This window comes from Bradyrhizobium sp. Y36 (assembly GCF_002531575.1).
GTDB lineage: Bacteria > Pseudomonadota > Alphaproteobacteria > Rhizobiales > Xanthobacteraceae > Bradyrhizobium.
Map to the genome: position 1 here is coordinate 44,340 of NZ_NWTI01000003.1, position 20,591 is coordinate 64,930.

The 20,591-nt window shown below is 65.5% G+C and carries 15 protein-coding genes; 6 read left to right on the top strand and 9 right to left on the bottom strand.

Annotated features, from left to right (window positions below; all coding sequences use genetic code 11):
• Window positions 1-121: 121 nt before the first annotated feature.
• Window positions 122-748: a 2OG-Fe(II) oxygenase gene (locus CO669_RS06900; RefSeq protein ID WP_158228746.1), complete on the bottom strand. Its 627-nt coding sequence runs from the start codon at window positions 746-748 to the stop codon at window positions 122-124.
• Window positions 749-1,121: 373 nt separating this feature from the next.
• Between CO669_RS06900 and CO669_RS06905 the strand changes: the two genes are divergently transcribed.
• The 3 genes from CO669_RS06905 (at window position 1,122) to CO669_RS06915 (ending at window position 5,650) form a co-directional block, all read left to right on the top strand.
• Window positions 1,122-2,924 (top strand): ABC transporter ATP-binding protein, encoded by a 1,803-nt coding sequence (locus tag CO669_RS06905; protein WP_097659031.1) that lies wholly within the window; start codon window positions 1,122-1,124, stop codon window positions 2,922-2,924.
• Window positions 2,925-3,124: 200 nt separating this feature from the next.
• Window positions 3,125-4,345: a UDP-N-acetylglucosamine 2-epimerase gene (locus tag CO669_RS06910; protein WP_158228747.1), complete on the top strand. Its 1,221-nt coding sequence runs from the start codon at window positions 3,125-3,127 to the stop codon at window positions 4,343-4,345.
• Window positions 4,346-4,363: 18 nt separating this feature from the next.
• A complete protein-coding gene (locus CO669_RS06915) occupies window positions 4,364-5,650 on the top strand; it encodes a hypothetical protein (protein ID WP_097659033.1) in 1,287 nt (428 codons plus the stop codon).
• 20 nt (window positions 5,651-5,670) lie between these two features.
• Here the strand turns inward: CO669_RS06915 and CO669_RS06920 are convergent, their stop codons facing one another.
• The 8 genes from CO669_RS06920 to CO669_RS06955 form a co-directional block, all read right to left on the bottom strand.
• A complete protein-coding gene (locus CO669_RS06920) occupies window positions 5,671-6,582 on the bottom strand; it encodes an NAD-dependent epimerase/dehydratase family protein (protein WP_198963878.1) in 912 nt (303 codons plus the stop codon).
• 8 nt (window positions 6,583-6,590) lie between these two features.
• Window positions 6,591-7,913 (bottom strand): O-antigen ligase family protein, encoded by a 1,323-nt coding sequence (locus CO669_RS06925; RefSeq protein ID WP_198963879.1) that lies wholly within the window; start codon window positions 7,911-7,913, stop codon window positions 6,591-6,593.
• A 1-nt stretch (window position 7,914) separates the two neighbouring features.
• Entirely contained in the window at window positions 7,915-9,738 is a 1,824-nt protein-coding gene (locus CO669_RS35910; RefSeq protein WP_198963880.1) for a WecB/TagA/CpsF family glycosyltransferase, read from the bottom strand.
• Window positions 9,739-9,797: 59 nt separating this feature from the next.
• Window positions 9,798-10,805: a hypothetical protein gene (locus tag CO669_RS06935; protein ID WP_143278628.1), complete on the bottom strand. Its 1,008-nt coding sequence runs from the start codon at window positions 10,803-10,805 to the stop codon at window positions 9,798-9,800.
• A 296-nt stretch (window positions 10,806-11,101) separates the two neighbouring features.
• Window positions 11,102-12,355: a hypothetical protein gene (locus CO669_RS06940; protein WP_097659036.1), complete on the bottom strand. Its 1,254-nt coding sequence runs from the start codon at window positions 12,353-12,355 to the stop codon at window positions 11,102-11,104.
• A 3-nt stretch (window positions 12,356-12,358) separates the two neighbouring features.
• The gene (locus tag CO669_RS06945; RefSeq protein WP_198963881.1) at window positions 12,359-13,351 is read right to left on the bottom strand and encodes a class I SAM-dependent methyltransferase; all 993 of its coding nucleotides are present in this window, start codon (window positions 13,349-13,351) and stop codon (window positions 12,359-12,361) included.
• 37 nt (window positions 13,352-13,388) lie between these two features.
• Window positions 13,389-15,227, bottom strand: a complete 1,839-nt coding sequence (asnB, locus tag CO669_RS06950) for an asparagine synthase (glutamine-hydrolyzing) (RefSeq protein WP_097659037.1) — start codon at window positions 15,225-15,227, stop codon at window positions 13,389-13,391.
• Window positions 15,228-15,276: 49 nt separating this feature from the next.
• Window positions 15,277-16,701: a hypothetical protein gene (locus CO669_RS06955; protein WP_143278629.1), complete on the bottom strand. Its 1,425-nt coding sequence runs from the start codon at window positions 16,699-16,701 to the stop codon at window positions 15,277-15,279.
• Window positions 16,702-17,079: 378 nt separating this feature from the next.
• Here CO669_RS06955 and CO669_RS06960 point away from each other — a divergent pair, with 378 nt between their 5' ends.
• From CO669_RS06960 to CO669_RS06970, 3 genes are read left to right on the top strand one after another with little or no spacing between them, the layout of a single operon-like run.
• The gene (locus CO669_RS06960) at window positions 17,080-18,312 is read left to right on the top strand and encodes a nucleotidyltransferase domain-containing protein (protein WP_097659039.1); all 1,233 of its coding nucleotides are present in this window, start codon (window positions 17,080-17,082) and stop codon (window positions 18,310-18,312) included.
• The gene (locus CO669_RS06965; protein ID WP_097659040.1) at window positions 18,309-19,445 is read left to right on the top strand and encodes a glycosyltransferase family 4 protein; all 1,137 of its coding nucleotides are present in this window, start codon (window positions 18,309-18,311) and stop codon (window positions 19,443-19,445) included. The genes CO669_RS06960 and CO669_RS06965 overlap by 4 nt, the downstream gene beginning before the upstream one ends.
• Window positions 19,402-20,583, top strand: a complete 1,182-nt coding sequence (locus tag CO669_RS06970) for a glycosyltransferase (RefSeq protein WP_245444208.1) — start codon at window positions 19,402-19,404, stop codon at window positions 20,581-20,583. Before CO669_RS06965 ends, CO669_RS06970 begins: the two co-directional genes overlap by 44 nt.
• Window positions 20,584-20,591 lie beyond the last annotated feature (8 nt).

Here is a 20,591-nt window from a genome sequence, read left to right on the forward strand (position 1 = left end):
CGCCGACTTTCACGATATCGAAAAAACTGAGGTCCTTTAGCGTCTCCGTGCCGCAGATACAAATCTGCAGTCGAAACCGTCAGTCAGAACCATGCGGACCGGAACCGATCTTCGCGGCCGCTCATTCCGCCCATCGATGGCGATACCAGCAGTTGATGGCAAAGCGGCTGTCCAGAAACGCACCGGACGGGCAGGACACCCGTTGCACCTGATGGGGGACCCATGACGGAAACAGGAGCAGTGTGTCCGGGCCGGGTGGGAGATCGACGAAGCGTCGTTCGCCGTCCGCTGCGGGCGCCATCGCAAACAGCCTCAGATCGCCGCCGCCAAATCCCTTGGGCTGGCGGTGAAAATAATAGACGCCGGTCAAAGCCCGCGCCGAACTGGCATGAGGCTCGTCCGTTGCGGTATCGATGTGCTCCGCAAAGAAGGCGCCGTCGCCATGGGCCACCAGTTCGAGTTCGAGCGGAGCAAGATTGACGGCGGAGAGGCCGAGATCCTGAATGGCCCACGCGACGACGCTGAGGAATCGCGCCTCGAGCTCGGGACGCAGATCGCCCAAGTCCCTCAGCATGCGCGAGACCCGAATGGTTTCGTTCAGCCTGCCCTTGTTGACGCGCGTCGACACGAAATCGCTTTCGCGACGGGCCGCGTAGGCCAGCAACCGTTCGACCAACGCCTCTCCCAGAAACGACTCGACGCGTCTGTAGGGCGGCAGTTGCTCCAGTGCCTTTTGAAGCGGGATCAATGCCGACGGTCCCGGCGGGTTGAGAACTGCCGCACGTCGTGCCGGATCGCCTGTTCGGCCATCGCGGCCTCGCCTGCACTCGTGGTTTTCGTCATTCGCCTTAGCCGGGGCTGAACGCCTGTGCTGTCGCCAATATCCACACATCCGCTTGCGTATCAATCCCGATCTGCCGATAGTCGGCTCGCGCGAGGGCATCAATGTCGAAGAACACCGGACCTAATGGAGGGCCAAACGCCGCCCGGATGCGCGAGCTTCTTCCCGATGGAGACATCCACCGCGAAGAACTCCCGACCTTCGCCAAATCCCTCCCTGCGATCCGCCGAGGACACCCGGTCGCCACGACCGACCAGCCTGGCAACGCGTCCAGCGGCCCATGACCGGCATGCCTACTTTTCTGCGCCTGATGGCGACGGCGCCGCGCGGTCGCCTGATCTTGCTTCTCGTCCTGATGGCTCTCGGCGGCATCAGCGAGGGCGTGGGCTTGATCCTGCTCGTTCCCTTGCTCGATCTGCTCGGATCGGCGCCGGAGACCGGGGCAACGCATGGCCTGAACCGCCTGCTCGCGACATCCGGAATCCCGCTGACGTTGCACGGCGTCCTGACACTCTTCGTCGGTGTCGTGATGGCGCGAAACGGAATTCAGTTTGCGCGCGAACGGCTGGCGACGAGCGTCCAGTTCGAGTTCGTCGACGCCCTGCGCCGCGACTGCCTCGATGCGATACTCCATGCCGACTGGCGCTGGATCGTCGGGCAACGGCAGGCGGATCATGCCAGCCTCCTGCTGACGGAGATCAACCGTGTCGGCCTCGGCCTCAACGCCGGACTGGGTTTGCTGGCCGGATGCGCAATCACGCTGGCCTATCTCTCCACCGCGATCCTGCTCTCGTGGAAGATCAGCGCGCTCGCGATCATCAGCGGCGGTAGCATCTTCCTTCTGCTCGCGCGTCATCGCCGTGCCGCATTGCGCCTCGGCCAGACACTGGGACAAGCCAGCCGTGCGCTGCACGCAGACGTTCAAAACAGTCTCTCCGGCATCAAGCTCGCCAAGATTCTTGGCGCCGAGCACCGCCAGGCCGAGGCCATTCTTTCCACCAGCCGGAACCTGCGGACCTCGCAATTGGCGTTCAGCTCCGATGCGAGCCTGTCGCGGGCGCTGTTCCAGACCGCAGGCGCGGCGCTCGTGGCCGTCTATATCTATGTCGGGCTGACCATCTGGCAGGTGCCCATGGCGGAGATCCTGACGCTGGTTGTCGTCTTCGCGCGCCTGATCCCGATGTTCGGAAACCTTCAGCAGCAATCGCATCTATGGCTGCACGCCCTGCCCGCCTATGCCGAGGTCGAGCGATTGATCGCGGAATGCAAACGGGTCGGACGGCCGAGGGCCGGCCGCGACGATCCGGCGCTCCCGCCGCAGCGGGAGATCCGGCTCGACGGCGTGACCTTGTGCTATGATGGACGCCAAGAAGCCGCGCTCACTGAGGTCTCGCTGCGGTTCGCGGCCCGAACCACGACGGCGATCGTCGGGCCATCAGGGGCGGGCAAGAGCACGCTGGTGGACCTCCTGGCAGGGCTTCTCGGTCCGGACCGTGGCACGGTGTCGGTGGACGGCGTCGAACTGACCCCCGCCCTGCAGCCACGCTGGCGCAGGGCCGTCGGCTATGTTCCGCAGGAACTGTTTCTGTTCAACGACACCATTCGCGCCAATCTACTCTGGGCCCGACCAACCGCGAGCGAGGACGATCTGCGGCACGCGCTGAAACAGGCCGCTGCCGAATTCGTCCTGCAGCTTCCTCGCGGCCTCGATACGATGATCGGCGATGCCGGAGCACGTTTGTCCGGAGGCGAACGCCAGCGGATCGCACTTGCCCGCGCGCTTCTGACGCGACCGGACGTATTGATACTCGACGAGGCCACCAGCGCCCTCGATTTCGACAGCGAGAGGCAGGTCCAGGCGGCTCTCGACGCCCTTCGTGGACGGATGACGATCTTCATCATCGGCCACAGATTGCTCGACCTCGACCGCGCCGACATGGTGGTGATGCTCCGTGGCGGTCGCGTCGCTGCCGCCGGACCATGGACCAGTGTCATGCGCTCATCTGTCGCGTCTGTGCCCGACGCCGGATGCGATCCTGGCGGCGGATCGGCACCGGCATCCGTCGATCCTCGGAACCGATAACTTCCCCATGACGGCGCCCTGGGACCCGGCCTGTGGACATCGGCTGGCTTCGTCCCGCTGACGAGCCCTGCATGGCCATTTCCCGGCGGCGAGGGTCGCCGGACAGTTCTCGCTATGCTAGCAACGACAAAATCCACTACGACTAGACGACGTCCACCACTTTTGCCTCGGAATCAGCTGCGCTCATTATGATGCCCCTTGTGACTTTCGTCGTCGGGACGGTGCCCGACATCATCAAGTCGATCGATGTTGCGCGAGAGCTGGCGACGAACGGACTCAGCGTCTCGATCTACGATACGCTTCAGAACAGGTCGGACGAATTCGATCGGCATCGCGATGTCCGAATCATCCGGAGCAGCGTGGTGCGCGCCGAGTGTCGTGACGATCTGGACTGGGTGGCCAGTTGCGCAGCCGAGATCGCCGAGCTGTGCGGCGATCTCGTCGTAGTCCAGGGCGATACTTACAGCGCCCTGGCCGGCGCCCACGGCGCCGTCAGGGCCGGCGCGGCGCTCGCCCACATCGAAGCGGGACTTCGCAGCCATGACCCGCTGAGCCCGTTTCCCGAAGAAATGAACCGCGTGTTCATCGACACGCAGAGCGACCTGCTGTTCTGCGCAACCCGGACCGATCTCGACGACCTCTGTGCGACCGCGAGCGTCGCGGACAAGAAGAGCTTTGTCGTCGGCAACACGGTCTGCGACCCGATCTTCCAGCACCGCGACCAACTGGCTTCGGCCGCGACATGGCCGAACGGCGTTCTCGTCTCATTGCACAGGCGCGAGAACTACCGGCATCGCGAGCTGATCCTGAAATCGCTCGCGAGGCTCATCGCGAGCTTTCCCGAGACTGAATTTCGTCTGCTGAAGCGCGGTCTGCTGGCGGCGAGCGAGGCCGCGGATTTCGGCGCCAACGCCACCATGATCGGCTTGACGGAACATCTGCATTTTCTCGAAATGCTGACCGGGTCCCAGATCGCGATCTGCGATTCCGGTGGAATTCTGGAGGAAGCCGTGACGTTGGGCGTGCCGGTCGTGTGCCTGCGCCGGACGTTGGAGCGTGGTCGGCTGGTCGAGGGTGTCGACTGCATCGATCCGGCCGACGTTGAAGGTCCGCAGTTGCCGCGGCTGATCGAACGTCTGCTGTCCCGGCAGCGCGGCGGTCGCGGTCCGCTGCGCGAGACTTTTGGTGACGGCCAAAGCGCCAAGCGGATCGCGACACTCATTCTCGATCACCTCAACGACAGCGGCGTTCGTGACGCGAAGGGCCGCACCGATCCTGATCGCGACCAGCAGGGGATCCTCGTTCCGTTCGCGCGTTCCAGGACGGCGGAGAGCCCGGGCCTCGTCAAGGACCTTCGGACCGGCCAGCGATCCGGGCGCTTCACTGCGGCCGCCTCGGGAGCCGATGCGTGCGATTCCTGACGCCGGACGGCTGACGCCATGACCCATGATCGACAGCACAAGAACGCTAACGAGGACGTGCTGCTCTCGGAGCTGGGGCGATCCGTGCTCCGTTTCTATCTGGACTTCGCAGCGCTGCTGGTTCCGCTGGCGTTGCTGGCGGCGCTGACGGCGGCGATCTACGTCCACACAAAGCCGGTCTACGAGGCCACCGGCCTGCTCGATGCACCGAAACTGTCGCTCGACGAATGGCGCCATCTCGGCCCACTGCTTCCGGACTCTCGCCTCATCAGCGGGACGTTCGGGCAACTCGGATGGCTCAACGGCGATGGCTCGGAAGCGACGCCGCATGCGGTGGCGGTGCGCAAGCGCTTCGCGTCCCGGACCTTCTGGGAAGGAAGTCTTCAGTACCGCAGCGCGTTGCGGCGCGAGGACGTGCGCGACGCGCCCGGCTCAGATCCGAAAGCGTCCACGACCCTGGGCATCGATGTCGCGTTACGGGCGCCCGGCCGCGAGATCGCGACCGAGCTGATGAACGCGATCGCGCGTCATGTCGGTCAGGCCCTGTCCTGGTCGATGCTCGACACGTTCCTGCGCGATCGAAGGGACGCCACGGTCAGCCGGAAGGCCGAGCTGGAGGTCATGCTGACGAAGCTGAGCTTCGCACTCACGCAGACCGAGACGCGCATCCTGGACATGCGCCAGCTCGTCGATGCATTCCCGGATCTGAGGGACGCCGGCGGCAACACCATCGTCTCGCCCGAGAATGGTGGCGGCCGCTATCTGTCTCCGACGGCTCAACTCGTCGCGCTCAAATCGACGCTGATCGATCAGCGAGGGCAGATCGCGACCGCGCAGCGCGAGCTCGATATCCTTCGGTGGTACGAGCAGTTCTTCGCACATGCGGCTGCGCCGCCTGACGACGTTCGCTCCGGTTCGCGCCTCGCCGACTGGCTCGACGGCAAACGCAAGGCGTTCTTTTCCGCGCCGGCGGGCGCGGCGATCCAGGTCGACCAGGAGATCGCGTTCGCCATCGCCGAAGCGCGCACCCGCGGCGATCGGATCGTCTACGGCGCCGCGCCGATCGTCGACCCCCGGCCGGTCGCGACCCGGTCGCCGCTGCCGGTGGCGGGCGGCGTGTTCGTTGCGGCGATGTTGCTGTTCGGACTGCTCTTGAGCATCTATCGCAGCGCAAGGCAGATCGACGGGCCCTCCCGGACGACGCCTTGGCTGGCCTCGAAGGACCCACTCTTTGCATGGCTGCCGCAGCGACTGCGCGGCGTCCTGTTCCGCTACGAGCGGCGCTACCCACACAAGACACCCTAGCCAAGCCGGATAGCCGGCGTTCAGGCAGACACCCTCTCCGCCAGCAAACGGTTCAAGATGCCCTGCAGCCCGAGCTGGGCGCGCCAGCCGAGCAGCGCGTAGGCCTTGCTGGGGTCGCCCAGTTGGCTGGCACGATCGGAGCGGCGGCGGCGCGTCTCGTCGATCTCGATGCGGATGGTTCGTCCCAGGCAAGTGGCAAGACAGTTCACGAGACGCTCCACCGAGTGCTCCTCGCCCGAGCACAGATTGAAGACGTCGAGTGGCTGGGGCCGTGCATCCGCCAGGATCGCAAGCAGTCCGCCGGCCACCTCGTCGGCATGCAGGTAGTCGCGGCGCGAGTCGAGATTGCCGAGCCTTACGACGTCCACGTCTGGGCGCTCCAGCTGCGCAAGGATATCGGGAAGCAGATGCGCATTCGGATCGTCACGGCCGATCGTGTTGAATATCCGCGCGATGCGGCCGGTGGCGCCGCTGCGCTCGGACCATAGCCGCAGCTGGATTTCGTTGGAGAGTTTGGACAGGGCGTAATTGTCCATCGCCTGCGTCGGTGATGTCTCTTCCTGGAGCGGGCCGTCCGTCCATTGGTAGACCGCGCCGCTGGACGCCAGAACGACGCGCGCGACCCTGGCTTCGGACGCAGCAAGGAGCACCGTTTCCGTCCCCAGGACATTGACGTCGAGGCACCGTCGCCGGTCGATCTCGCAGGTCGGAATATGATGGAGCGCCGCCAGATGCACGATCGCACCCGGTCGAAAATCACCAATCAACGCCTGCATCTCGCGCTCTTCGCGGATATCGCAGCGGTGCGCGATCACGGCGTCGGCCGGCATCGGCAACCCGCTGCTTAGGTCGTCGACGACCGCGACGACATGGCCTTGGCCCGCCAGGCGGGAAACGAGGCGTCGTCCGATCATGCCGGCACCGCCCGTCACGCACACCCTCATGATTGCGCCTCCCACGTGGTCTCGGCAGCGCTTCGCTCGGCACCGGGCTCGGTTGCCGGAGCAGAAAAAACCAAGGCTGCCGCCACCGAGATATGTAGCGCGAACCCGTGGAACGGCAGGTAGAAATCAAATAGCTCAAGGCCCAGTATGACGACGAGCCACGTCAGCGCCCACCGGCGGCCGGTGTTGTCGCGCGTATCGGACAGAGCGGGCAAGCCAAGCGTCATCAAGAGCCCGGTCATGGCGAGGAGCCCCATCAGTCCGGTTTCCGAGAGAATTCCGAGGACAAGATTGTGCGCATGCAGCTCACCACGCAGGAATCGCCCTCCGGTAAAATCCGGCGTCAGGAACTGAAACACCCCGGGACCCAAGCCCCACCAGGGCCGCCCGGTCCAGGCATCAAGGGCGCCCTGCCAGATATATGTCCGGCCAAGCGAGAACATGGTGGCAAAACTTTCGCGAGATGCGCTCGTCAGCTCTTCATAGCGAAGCCAGATCACCGCCGCGACGAGCCCGGCCAGCAGCGCCAGCACGGAAAGGGCGAGCCAGCGCTGGCGGCCCCGTCTCGTGATGGCGAACACCACCGACAGCATGAGAAGCGGCACCACCGGATTGCGCGCCTCGGTCAGCAGCAATGTAGCCGCCGCGCCGGCAATCGCCGCGGTCAGATCCGGCGTACCGATCGCGCCTTCCGCACGCAACTGCGTCGCGATGACGGCGACGACCACCGCGATGGCGCCGAAGGTTGCGGGATGCTCGTAGAGCCCGATGATGCGCGGCATGTATCTGAGTGCATCGGAGCCGTGAAACAGCACGCCGAGCCGCGCGATCCAGTCGATGCCGTATCGATCGCCCAGCCCGACGGCGAGCCCGATCCAGAGCGCGATGATCAGCGCGCGGCCGGCTGCTCCGCGCAGATGGGGATAGAGGAGAAGCAAATTGAGGATGCACCAGAGCATCAAGAGCTGCGTCGCATAGCGAACGGCAAATTTCGCTGCGATCGCGCGGTGATCGGAGAGCGCGGTCGAGATGACGAGGACGCAGAGGCAAGCAACGATCGCGACGAACGGAGCCCGCAGCCGGCTCGCGATGCCGCGCTCCCTGACCAGGAAGAAGACCGTCGATCCCAACGCGACGAGACGAAGCGCGGTTGAGCCGAGCGACAGCCCCTGCCCCTCCTCGAATGCGCGACCGATCACGACGTGCTGCAGGCAGAACAGCAGGTACAGAAGCGCAAGACCGATGGTGGCGGCGGTTTGCCGCACCGTTACGGATGCGACCTTGGGTCTCGTGTCCGGCGCCATGCTCGAGAAGGCCATGTCAGGGCAGCCTGGCCTTGGTCGCCGCCATTCGCTTTTCGAACCATGCGCGTGCCAGCAACGAGGCATAGATCGCATTGGTGCGGAGATAGCGCATTGCCAGCCGTCGCGGCTCCAGCGACAGCCTGAACAGCCATTCCATTCCGATCTTCTGCACCGCGCGCGGCGCGCGTGGGAGTCGACCCGACACGACGTCGAACGTGCCGCCGACGCCCATCGCAACGGGAACGGCGAGGCGCTCCCAATTGTCCCGCAGGAATATCTCCTTCTTCGGCGAGCTGATGCCGATGAAGAGGAATGCCGCGCCCGAGGCGTTGATCGCGTCGACGACGGCGGCCTCTTCGTGTTGCTCGAAATAGCCGCCGCGCACACCCGCAATCAGGAGCGAGGGCCAGCGCTGGCGCAGCCGCTCCGCCGCTGCGTTGACGACCTCCGGCCGCGCGCCGAGGAGGTAGATCGCAAGGCCAAGTCTGGACGCCTGCTCACAGAGGTCCAGCATTAGATCAATCCCGGCATAGCGCTCGCCTTTGACGCCGAGGGCAGCAAGACCGAGCGCGATGCCCTTGCCATCGACGTGGACGAGCTCGGCATCCCGAAGGGCCCAAGACAGATCCGGATCGCGGCGCGCGTCCACAAGCTTGGCGACGTTCAAACCCTCGATCCGCATGCGCGGTTCTCGTCCCCGTCCGGCCGCCGCGGCGCGACGCAGCAGTTCTGCGCTGTCGAGCAGATCGACCGGGCAGCCGAGAAACCAGACTCTCTCGTTCAGCGGGGCATCCGGCCTTTCCGCGACCGCCGGCACGATCCCGGACTGGCAGGGCCGGCGATGCGCTCCGTATAGTTCGAGAATGAGCAACGTCCGGCGCTCCCATGTGAAAGCTTCCCTGGTCCGCTCGGTCACGTCGGGCGGCATGCGCCGCCCCGCGATGTCGTTCACCGTCGCGGCCAATGCTTCGACATCGCCCAATGGATAGAGTCCGTCGGTCCAACCTGCGGTGGCAAGTATCGCCCGATTGGCCGGAATGTCGCTGGCGACGACATTGCAGCCCATCAGCAGCATCTCGATCAGGACCGTCGGGCCGCCTTCGGCCGCGGACGGCAGCAGGAAACAGTTCGCACCCGCCGCCATCGCGGCGACCTCCGCGTCGGGCGCAAAGCCGTGGAACCGAACACGCGGCGCGACGCCCGCATGCGCCGCCAGCTTTTGGAGGCGATCGCGATCCGGCCCCCGGCCGACGATATGCAGCACCGCCTGCGTCAGGCCCTCCCGGGACAGCGCCAGGATGGCATCGTCGAGACGCTTCACCCGATCGAGCCGCCCGACATACAGCAGGGATGGATCGCCTTCCAGGCGCCGCGGCGGCGCCGCCCGCGACAAGATCGCCGTGTCCAGCACGCAGTTCGGCAGAATAACCGGCGAACTTGCAGCCAGCCCACGGCTCCGTAACTCGTCGGTCCAGAACCGCGCGAGCAGAACCACGGCGTGGCTTCCGGCAAGCAGGCGGCGTTCGACGGTGCGGTCCCATAACCATTTTGCGGCCCGCTTCAGCGCAGCGTCGTCATCGTAGTAGCAATGCGGCGTGTAAACGAGGCGCTTGCCGCGCACCCGCGCCATCGCCGCCGCAACTCCCGCGATCGGATTACGGGAGCCGTGAACATGGACGATGTCGGCCCAGCCCACATGATGCCAGAGGCCGCCAAACGCATCGGCCTTCACCTCATAGCCCGGCTCTGTCTCGGCAAGGAATGCCCCCGGCGCAACAATGCGAACGTCGAACCCAAGCCTGGCGGCGGTGGTGGCCAGGCCGTGAATGTGCCGCGCCACGCCGCCTCCGCCTTGATGCGGAGCGAAATCGCGATGGACGTGCAGCAGCCGGAGACCTCTCATGCCCCGGCCTCGGCAACTGCATCCGGGCGCTCCTGGGCGCGCGACAGCAGGCGCATGGCGCCGCCGGTCAGCAACCAGAGCGAAGCCGACCCGGACACTGACAACATATGATCGGACGTCACCAGCGTCGTCGCGAGCCCGATCATCAGCCAGAAAATCGCCAAGGCGAAGTGCGCCTGGTGCTCGCGATCGGCGAACCAGAGGCGCCTCAGACAGACGGCATAGAAGATCAGCAAGGCAAGCGCGGCCAACACTCCGCTCTGGTAAGCGATCGAGAACACCGCGCCTTCACCGCCTCCGACATTGGTGATTGAAGCCTGTGCGGCAATCGGCCCCTGCCTGCCGATGCCGTAGCCCACCACGGGGATCTGAAAAAGGCCGTCGATATTGCGCCGGAGCGCAGCCCAGTGTCCCGGGCTCGATCCATCCGTCTGATTGATCGTTGCGTCCACGACGTCTCGTGTCGCAAGGCCGATGACCAGCACCACGGCCGCAGCCACGGTCAACCTCGCCAGCGGATGGCGCCTCAAGGCGCGACTCGTCATGAGATAACCGGTAAGAGCAATCGTTCCGGCGAGCATCGCGCCGCGGGTGCCGGACATCCAGACGCCGGCGCACAGTCCGAGCAGGATCAAGAGGAAGATCGCGACATGCGTCGCAGTGAGCCGCGCTGGCCCCGCCGCGACGAGCAAAACTGCGGCAACTGCCAATACCATGCCTTGCGCCAGCGGCGCCGCGAGAAGCCCGGCGGCCCGGCGCGTCTGATCGAGATCGATGAAGAAATTATAGGGTAGGCCGGTATCCGGTTCGGCTCCATAGATCATCCCCTTCACCTCGGCCATGTAGGAGGGAAACTGGATCGTCCGCGTCCAGAACTCGGTGTGATGGATGTCCCATGCGCCGAAAGTGGCGCTGAGGCAGGCAATGATCACGAGACAAGCGACCAGGGCCCGGATGTCCGCGGCATCGCGGACGCAGTAATATCCGACGAGAAAGAACAGCATCGGGATCAGAAGCGTGCCGAACGATCCGACCAGGACACCGAGCGGAACTCCGCTCTTTGCGCTCGTCGCCAGTGAAAGGGAAATCAGCAGGCCATAGAGCAGAAACGGCAGCAGCAGCGAGCGCGAGATCCGCACTGTCGCCAGGCACAGGCATGCGGCGAGAACCACGGTCATGTCGCGGACCACGCGGGCCCACCCCACCTCCGGCAACGCTCCCCCCTGATAGGCCCACGCCGCGGCAAAATCCCCAAGATGAATCCACACCACAAGAACCAGAAGGTAAGCTCGTCTAACGCTCACGCCGTGACCTCCGGCAACCAGTCGTCGCCGTCAGCGAAGGTGCGGTCAAGCCAGGCTTGCTGGGTCTTCATCAGCGAGGCGCGCTCGGCCGGATCGGCGAGCAGTCGCTCGATCAGGTCGCAGAGTTGATCCGGATTGTCGGCCACGACAGCGGGACGGCCCACCAACAAAGATGCATGTGAGGCAGTGACGGGCCAGTTCATCCCGATCACGAGATGCCCCTGCTGAGCCCCCTTGATGAGCGCGGTCGAACAGAAGCCCACCAAAATCGACGACGGCCCCGTGTCGGCGCCGAACTCGCGATGCGGTGGCAATCGGCACAGACCGGCGAGCCGCGTCTTCGCAAAGGGATGCCCGAGCTTGACCTCCTCCGGATGCAGCAGAATTGCAAAATGGCCGTGTCCGGACATACGGTCCGCCAGACGTTCGGCCAGTTCGAGGAAATCGCGCGCCAGCGAGCGGCCGAAAACAGGCGTATGGGTCTGCGACACCAGCGCAACCGCGGCGGACATCGTCGCGCCCGATCGCATGGCCGGCGACGGGAACGGACCAAATCTGATCGCTTCGGGCGAGGTGCCCTGAGACACATAGGCCGCGCGGCTGCGGTCGCCCCACACGACCTGGCGCGGGGCACGCGTCGGAAAGAACTCGTCCGTCGGCAGCCCGTGCTGGATGCAGACGCCCCGCCACCGGCCCATCCCCGCCGTCAGTGCGGCAACGCAGAACAGCTCGAAGTCGTTGTGCAGAACCAGCACGCCGCCTGATCTGCCGGACAAGGCCCGCGACCAGGCACCCTGCCAGAGCCGCAGCCGGAACAGGCAGCAGCGGACCGCGAAGGCGCGCTGGTCGGGACGGGCGAAGGAGATCCAGAACGCCTGACAGGCATGGAGCCACGCGCGCGGCGCGGGGCGCAGCGGGCCGGAAGCGCCCGCCACGGCAGCGCGAAGCCGTGGATGGACCATTTTGCGATAGTCGATCCCGCGCCGGTCGAGATCGTCCATGAAGGGCTGCAGCGCGTCGAGGCCGCTGGACCCACCCCGGCTGGCGATCACGACAACCGGCGAGGACACCGACGCCCGCGCCTCGAGACCCAGGCACAGGAAGGCATCGCGGAGAGCGGCCAGGGCCGCCCGCACGGCCGGCCAGAGCGGTGACGGCCGCGCGCACGTGAAGAAGATCTCGTGGCGGGCGCCCAAGGCTTCCTCACCATAGCGATCCCGAAGCTCAGCGACGAAATCGGCAAAGCGCATCGTTCAGATCCAGCCGACCCGACGCAGCTCCCGCCACTGCCGAAAGCGCTGCAGCTCTCCGACCGCCCCCGGACCGAACATCGCCAGTGCGAGATGCTTTGCGGCGCGTCGCCCGTGCCTCGCCAGCGATGCCTGCCAATCGACCGCATCGAGCCGCGCGTCGACCGCCGCAACCTCCTCCGGCTTCGCGGCAAGCGCCGGCGGAGCAACGGCGGCAGTCGACGGCTTTTCAATTTCGAGCCAGATGTTCTCCGCAAGGATCCCGCCATTGGGATGTGGACCGACATGCGCGATCCGAAAGCCCGCCGCGCAGGCCAGCCGTGACAATGTCGAGACCGTGAAATAGCTGAGATGGGCGGGATGGAAGTAGCTCGCGGAGAGCGATCCCTGCATGAGGTCGGGCACTTCGACGAAAGCCCGTCCTCCGACTTTCAGCGCGGCGTAGACGTGCCTGAGGGACGCAAGCGGATCGGCCAGATGCTCCAGCACGTGGAACGCGACGACGACATCGATGCTATCAGGCGACGCGGCCTCGATGCCGGACACGAATTCCACGTTCGCGCTGTCGAGGAGCCGCAGCCGGTTGGCGACATCGGGTTCGACCGCGGAAAGCCGGACGCCCTGCAACGTCGCGGCGGCCCCGAGGAAGGCACCGAAGCCCGAACCCACTTCCAGCAGATGAGCCCCGGCGGGCAGATGCGGCGCAATCCTCGCGAGCCGAATTTCGGCCACCGGGCGATCACCGCGCCAGGCGAAGAAGCGTCGTTCGCTGCGCCAGATCGTCTCGGACGGAAACAGCCTTCGATAATGCTCGCGATAGAAGAGGTCGAGACTCTCGGGCGTGAAATCGGGTGCCAGGTAGACGGCGGCGCAGATGCCGCAACGGCGCAGCGTCTGGCCTCCGCCGAGATATGATTCGCGGCAGACGGTTCGCTGCAGGTCGATCGCTCCGCACGACCGGCACCGACCGGTATCCATCGCCAGCGCGAGCCGCACGGGGGAGACCAGGCGAGATGACAAGCGACGGAAGACCTCAGGCATAGATGCTTCGATACCAAAGGGCGACCGACACGGCCAGCCAGAACGTTGTATGCAGATCGCCGAAGGCGGCGTCGCGCCGCAGCCGCGCGATGTCGAGATAGGCACCGATGCTCTCCGGGACCTCATCGAGCATCTCGCGTAGCGGCATGCGGGACACCAGGAACTGCTCGGCATGGCCAAAGCCCCTGGTCTTGGGCTGCCACGCCACGCGCTCGGGAAGGTCGCGCGCAAAGGCCTGCCTCAACAAGACTTTGCCGTGCGTGTCATCCATCAGCCGCTGAACCGGTGTCAGCAGCGCGCGCTCGACGAGGCGATAGTCGAGAAAGGGCGAGCGCACTTCCACGCCGAACCGCATGGAATTCCGGTCGGTCATGCGAAGAATATGGGGAAGACTGGTCGTCAACACATCGCGGCGAAGCCTCTCACGGACGCCCGAGCGCATATCGTCCTGGAGCGCGGCGAGCCGTCTCCGTGACGCGGCCCATAGTGCATCCGAAATCAGACCGACGCTCGGGCGACGCCGGCGCAAGAGCTTCGCCAGCACGGGCAGAGGCAGATCCCAGGCCAGTCTGTTGGCAACGCGCGAGGGTCCGACGCCGCTGCGAGCCAGCAGGCGCAGCGCCGACGGCAATCGCCCCGCCCGCAGCGCCTCGCGAATGGCTAGCGCCTGATAGCGCGATGGATAGCCACCGAACGTCTCGTCCGATCCTTCGCCTGATATCACGACCTTGTATCCCGCTTCGCGCACCGCGCGATATGTGCGGTAGCTGGCAAGGATCGATGGTGTATTGAACGGCTCCTCCTGGACCCGGACGAGATCGTCGAGCTCATCCGCCTCCGGAAGCGCCCGCGCCTTATGGACATGATGGCGGCCTGCCGCGCCCAGCTCGCGCATCAAATCGATCGCTGAAGCCGTCTCATCGAAGCGCGCGGACTCTTCGTCCGCATAGCCATAGGTGAATGCGCCCGCGAATGCGACGCGTGGCCCGCCATCACAGGCGAGCCCGGTCGCCGTCAGAATCGAGCTGTCGAGTCCGCCCGAGAGCAGCGAAACGGTCGGAACGTCGGAGCGCAGCCGCAACGCGGTCGCGTCACGAACCAGCTCACGCACATCCTTAGCCTCGAGCGTCTGCGCCGCGCCTGCACCAGGCCAGCGATGATATGGCCAGGTCGTGGTCGTGCCATCCTGCGCGATGCGCCACACCTGTCCCGGCGTCACCGCATCGATGTCCCGGAAGAACGTCTGCGACGCATGCTCCGACTGGCCGAGCGTCATGAAATCGAAGATGGCGTCCGGATTCGGCTCGGGATAGCTGCGTCGCATCGCTGCGATCGCCCGGATCTCGCTCGCCAGCATCAAGCCGTCTCGGGTCCGGTGGATATAGAGCGGCTTCACGCCAAGCCTGTCTCGACAGGCGATCAAGTCGCCGGAGGCGCGCTCCCAGATCGCAAGCGCCCACATGCCATTGCAACGCGCGAACAGCTCGCGGCCCCAGACGCGCCACCCAGCGAGAAGGACTTCCGTATCGCCGTTGCCATGGAAGCAATGGCCCTTCGCCTCCAATTGCTCGCGCAGCTCGAGGAAATTGTAGATCTCGCCATTGAAGACGACGACGTTGCCGGTCTCGGAGCAGGTCATGGGCTGCGCCGCCGCCGGACTGAGGTCGAGGATCGACAGCCGGCGATGTCCGAAGACCGTCACGGCATCTCTATCACAGGCGTGCAGACCTTCGCCATCCGGGCCGCGATGCGCGATCGCATCCAGACCACGCCGGGCAACGATCATCGCCGCGTCACCATGGTGGCCGCGGACTGCGATCAACCCGCACATCGGTTCCTCCGCACGGCAGGGACCGGATGCTTCCGCGCGCAGTCTCGCGTCACGGCAAGGGCTCCACGGCGATCGCCGGCTGGCGACGAAGCAGCGGTCGATCAAAGGCCATGGCAATCACGACACCGACGAGCAGCAATACGCTGCCGAGCCATGCCAGCTGATTCATGACACCAAGTGCGGCAGATACCAGTGAACCGCAAAGGGCCCAACCCGCCGCTTCCGGCTTGATCCCGCAGCTTCGCAAGCAAGCCGCGGCTATCCCGGCCGCGGCGATCACGCGCGCCCAGAGCACACCATCGGCGGATGATTGAATAGCTCCCAGCAGCTGCAACGCGGTGCTGATGGCAATACCGGTGAGGATGATCCTCGTCAATTGCCCCTCGAGGTGCCGCCCGATCAGCTCCGTCGCCAGCACACTGCCTATGAATGAAATGCATCCGGCCATCAGCGAGGGCAGCAGCAGGTTCGGATGAAATGCGACGCCGCCATCGCTACGGGCCATCATGGCAAGCCACAGCATCTGAAGCGCAACGGCGACGCCAATCGATATCAGCGCCAGCAGACGACACGACCACGCGAGGCCCTCTCGTGTGCCCAAATGCGGCAACAGCAGCCTGTTGATCTGCATGAGGACGCCGGAGGCGCCGTTGATGGCATGGCCGAGCAGCAGCATCGCGGGGAGGAAATCCGGCGCGAGCCTCGCGACGAGGAAGGGTGTCAGGCGATCATGCAGGGCGCCGGCCACGCCCATCACCGACAACCTCAGAGCGGCGGCAAACATCGCACTGCCGGCACCGAAGGCGGGAAGCAGCAGCCGTGCCCGCCCGCCGAGGCACAGCGCCACGACGGGCTGGACCAGAAAGCCGGCACTGACGATCAGGCCTGCGCGGACCGCAGAGCCATCGGCACCGCCGACGACCCACCAGACAACAAGCGCGGCCGGCCAAGGCATCTGCTGTACGATCAGTGACGGAATGCGCCGCCCTTGCGCCAGCAGAGCGGACGCGAGGCTGGCGAGGCCGATGAGGCCCGCCGGAACGGTCGCGGCGAGATAGTCGAACCCCTCGCCGCTCCACCCATATAGCATGCTCCGGCCGGCGAGAGTGAGCGCATAGAGCGCAACCGTCACCATGAGCCTGTGACCGAGCGCGAGCCGCCATTGCCGGTCCCAGCCCGCCGAGCTGGGTCGCTCGCGCAGAAACAACGTGCTGTAGCCGAGATCACCGACGAAGCTGACAAGCAGGAACACCAGATGCGAGAGCCCGATCCGGCCGTAGCCCTCCGCTCCAAAATGCCGCAGCAGAAGCAGTTGGAACAATAAATTGCAGCACTGGCCTACCGCATAGATCGCGGCGCAAGCGGCAAACTCGCCCGCGCCCCGCAACTGCGGCAGGAAAGCCGGCCGCGGCCCGGCAGGACCTGGGCGTTCCGCCAGCGATCTCGCCGGGAAATCTGACTTGGACGCATGCATCGATTTTCCAGCTTTATCATCGAACCTTTGAACAGACGCATCAAGAAAAAACTTCGGCGGTCGCAGCAATGCACACGGCCCGCGGACAGGGTTTCGCGGACAGTCTGCTTTGCTTGTGCCGCGTCCGGCCTTGCCCTATGAACTGGCCTTGCGCAAGCGCACTTTCCCGCATGCGGCTTCGCGGAAACACAGAAAGTGCCTGCTTGCGACCTTCTGTGGCAGGTTTTTTCGATTTGCGGCTCGTGATGTGGCGTTGATGACCTGTAGATTGCAAAGGCCGGTCGTCGCCGGGAAGGCCGCCGCGGCGGACGCATCCTGCCGCAAAGGCCGAGGGCCGCGGATTCGCGCCACGGTGCCGGTTCCTCGAGCCTCCGCGGCATGGCCCTCGTGACGATCCCGTCGTCCCAACGCGTAGCATTCGATCTGGTGCTGTCTTGCGCACGCGCGCCAAATCGCCCGACGACCGCGCAAGCGGTCGACCAGGCAGCGCGCCGTGTCGAGGACTGGGATCACGTGCTGCGCGTGATCCGTCGTCACCGCATCGCCGGCCTAGCGCACCAGGCCCTGGCTGCGAGCGCGGCACCAATCCCCGATGCCGTGCGCGAGACTCTCGCCCGCCGGGCCAGCGCGATCGCCCGGGCCGGCCTGATGCTGGCGAATGAATCGATCAAGCTGGACGCGGCGTTCCGCACCGCCGGCATCGAGGTCGGCTTTCTCAAGGGACCGGTGCTCTCGATGCAGCTGTATGGCGACATCGGAAGACGCCACAGCCGAGACCTCGATTTGTTCGTCGATCCCGCAGACCTCACCGCGGCGATCGGCGTCTTGCAACGCCTCGATTACCACGCGGCCGGCGGCATGGCCGTGGACGACGTCGGCGACTGGGTTCAGCGGCTCAACCAGTGGGACTTCCGGCACAATGAGAACGGAACGCTGATCGAACTCCATTGGCGGCTTTGCCCCAATGCCGAACTGGCCGGCCCGCTCGCCGCCGCGCTCGTGTGGAGCGCGGCCGACATCGGCAGCGGACGAACTGTTCGCACGCTGAGCGGCGAATTGCTGGCCGCCTATCTTTGCCTGCACGGCGGGCTCCACGCCTGGAGCCGCCTGAAATGGCTGGCGGACATCGACGTCCTGATGAGCGCCGACCCGGGCGCGCCGCAGCGCCTGCTCGCCCTGGCAGACCGGGTCGGTCTGCAGCGACCGGTCGGACAGGCGCTCTGGCTGGCGTCGGAGTTGCTGGACATGCCACTCGACGCATCCACGCGCGACGCGCTCGCTAGCGACCGTACGGTGCGGAATCTCGGCGAGGTTGCGCTCGATACGATCATGACCGGAGATGGCACCACCGAACTGGAAGAGACCGCACTGGGAACGACGCGCGTGCGGCTGTCCCATTTCGCGCTCGGCCGCGGCTGGCGCCATTGGCGGACGCAGGCCCTCCTCGCACTCGCGAGCGGCGAAGATCTCAAGCTGATCCGGCTGCCGAAATACCTGGCCTTCGCCTATGCCGTGTTGCGCCCCGTGTCCTGGGCCATCCGCAAGGCTGCGGCGCTCAAGGTCGGAGGCGCACGGCCGGCCGCACGCCAGGACGAGCGAGCTGTCAGGTGAAGGTCATTCTCTCTGTCGATGCGATCAGGCAACCACTGACCGGCGTCGGTCGCTACACACTTGAGCTTGCCCGCCATCTCGCCGCCATTCCCGAACTCGAGCTCACCTTCCTGCAAGGCGACACCCTTCTCGACACGCTTCCCGCAGCGGCATCGGGCCATCCGCTCGTCCCTGTCGTACGAGACCTGCTGTCCGGCTTCAGCCTGCCCACGTCGATCTATCGCCGCTATCAGGGATACCGCCGAGCCCGCACCTTGCGTGGCGAAACCAACGCGCTGCTGCACGGAACCAATTACTATTTGCCTGCTTTTCCCGGACGGAGCATCGTGACGATCCACGACGTCTCCGTGTTCACGAGCCCGGAATATCATCGGCCTGACCGGGTCCGCTACATGCACAAGGAGGTCGCCCTGTCCCTGCAGCGCGCCGAACTCATCGTCACGGTCTCACAGTTTTCGAAGGCCGAGATCACGCGCGTTCTGGGAGTCGATGCCGATCGCATCAGGGTGATCCCGCTCGGCATTGGCGTGGATTTCCATCCCCGTGAACCGGCTGAGGTGGCCAAGGAGCTGACCGCGTTCGCCCTGCAGCCCGACAAGTACTGCCTCTATGTCGGCACCATCGAACCACGCAAGAATTTACGGACGCTGCTGGATGCTTTCGAGCAACTGCCTGCACAGCGACGCTCGCAATGTCCGCTGGTCCTCGCCGGCTATCGCGGCTGGGAGAGCGCGGAACTGCATGCGCGCATTGCAAAGGCCGTGCGTGAGGGATGGTTGACCTATCTCGGCTACGTCCCGGAATCGCAGCTTCCGGCGCTGATCGCCGGCGCACGCCTGTTCGTCTATCCGTCGCTCTATGAGGGCTTCGGCCTGCCACCGATCGAGGCAATGGCTTCCGGCGTTCCCGTCGTCTGCTCGGACGCCGCAGCACTCAAGGAAGCAGTTGGCGACGTCGCACAGACCGCACCCGCGCAAGACGCCGATGCGCTTGCGCGCGCGATTGAACGCGCGCTTGACGACGAAGCCTGGCGTTCCCAGGCGAAAGTGCGCGGCCCGACACGTGCTGCCGGCTTCCGCTGGGACCGGTGTGCGCAAGGGACGTGCGCGATCTATCGGGAACTGGCTGTATGATGGCGGGCCGTCTGCCGTGAAGGTTCTGCACTTCTACAAGACCTGCCTCCCCGACACGGTCGGTGGTGTCCAGCTCTGCATCGACCAGCTCGCGACGGGCCTCGCCCGCCGCGGTGTCGACGTCGACCTGCTGGCGCTGTCGACCAAACCCGGCGAGCTCGCGCCACTGGATCGAAACGGCTACCGCATTCACCGGGTCCGCCAGAGCTTCGAGATCGCCTCCACTGACTTCTCGCTGGCCGCGCCGCGCCGCTTTCTGCATCTGATGCAAGACGCCGACATCCTGCACTTCCATTATCCGTGGCCGTTCATGGACGTGATCCATCTGCTGCTTTCGCAGGGCAAGCCGAGCGTCGTCACTTATCACTCCGACATCATTCGCCAGAAGTACCTGCTCAAGATCTATAGACCGCTCGCCGACCGCTTCCTCCGGCAGGTCGACCGCATCGTCGCAACCTCGCCGGATTATCTGCAGACGAGCGCGGTGCTGAAGCGGCATGCGGACAAGGTCCGCGTGATCCCGATCGGAATCGACCGGCAATCCTATCCTTCTCCCAGGCCGCAGGTCGTGCAAGCGTGGCGGGAGCGGCTTGGTGAGGGCTTCTTCCTCTTCATCGGCGTTCTGCGATACTATAAGGGCCTCGAGTTCCTGATCGAGGCGGCGAAACTGACCGGACTTCCAACCGTGATCGTCGGATCCGGGCCGATGGAGTTTCGCCTCCGGCAGCAAGCTCAAGGCGGATCTCCCATCGTCTTTCTCGGGAGCCTGTCCGAAGAGGACAAGGCGGCCGTCCTGTCGCTCTGCGGCGCGCTTGTGCTTCCCTCTCATCTGCGCGCCGAAGCGTTCGGCGTCGCGCTGCTTGAGGGCGGGTTGCACGCCAAGCCCTTGGTAACGACGGCGATCGGCACCGGCACGAGCTACATCAACCTGGCCGAAATCACCGGCCTCGTCGTGCCACCTGCCGATTCGCAGGCGCTCGCCGCCGCCATGCGCCGCCTCAACGACGATCCGCCCCTTGCGGCCCAGATGGGCCAACGTGCTTTCGAACGTTGCCGCACGCTGTTCGGAGCGGAGGCGATGGCCGACGCCTATATCGATCTTTACCGCGACGTGCTCGCCGAGCGGGCCAAGACATGATTGGCGGC

Coding starts and splice junctions, on each gene's coding strand:
- CO669_RS06955 (WP_143278629.1), bottom strand. CDS start 16,701: ATGCATGCGTCCAAGTCAGATTTCCCGGCGAGATCGCTGGCGGAACGC.
- CO669_RS06925 (WP_198963879.1), bottom strand. CDS start 7,913: ATGGCCTTCTCGAGCATGGCGCCGGACACGAGACCCAAGGTCGCATCC.
- CO669_RS06915 (WP_097659033.1), top strand. CDS start 4,364: ATGACCCATGATCGACAGCACAAGAACGCTAACGAGGACGTGCTGCTC.
- CO669_RS06940 (WP_097659036.1), bottom strand. CDS start 12,355: ATGCGCTTTGCCGATTTCGTCGCTGAGCTTCGGGATCGCTATGGTGAG.
- CO669_RS06960 (WP_097659039.1), top strand. CDS start 17,080: ATGGCCCTCGTGACGATCCCGTCGTCCCAACGCGTAGCATTCGATCTG.
- CO669_RS06935 (WP_143278628.1), bottom strand. CDS start 10,805: ATGCTGTTCTTTCTCGTCGGATATTACTGCGTCCGCGATGCCGCGGAC.
- asnB (WP_097659037.1), bottom strand. CDS start 15,227: ATGTGCGGGTTGATCGCAGTCCGCGGCCACCATGGTGACGCGGCGATG.
- CO669_RS06905 (WP_097659031.1), top strand. CDS start 1,122: ATGACCGGCATGCCTACTTTTCTGCGCCTGATGGCGACGGCGCCGCGC.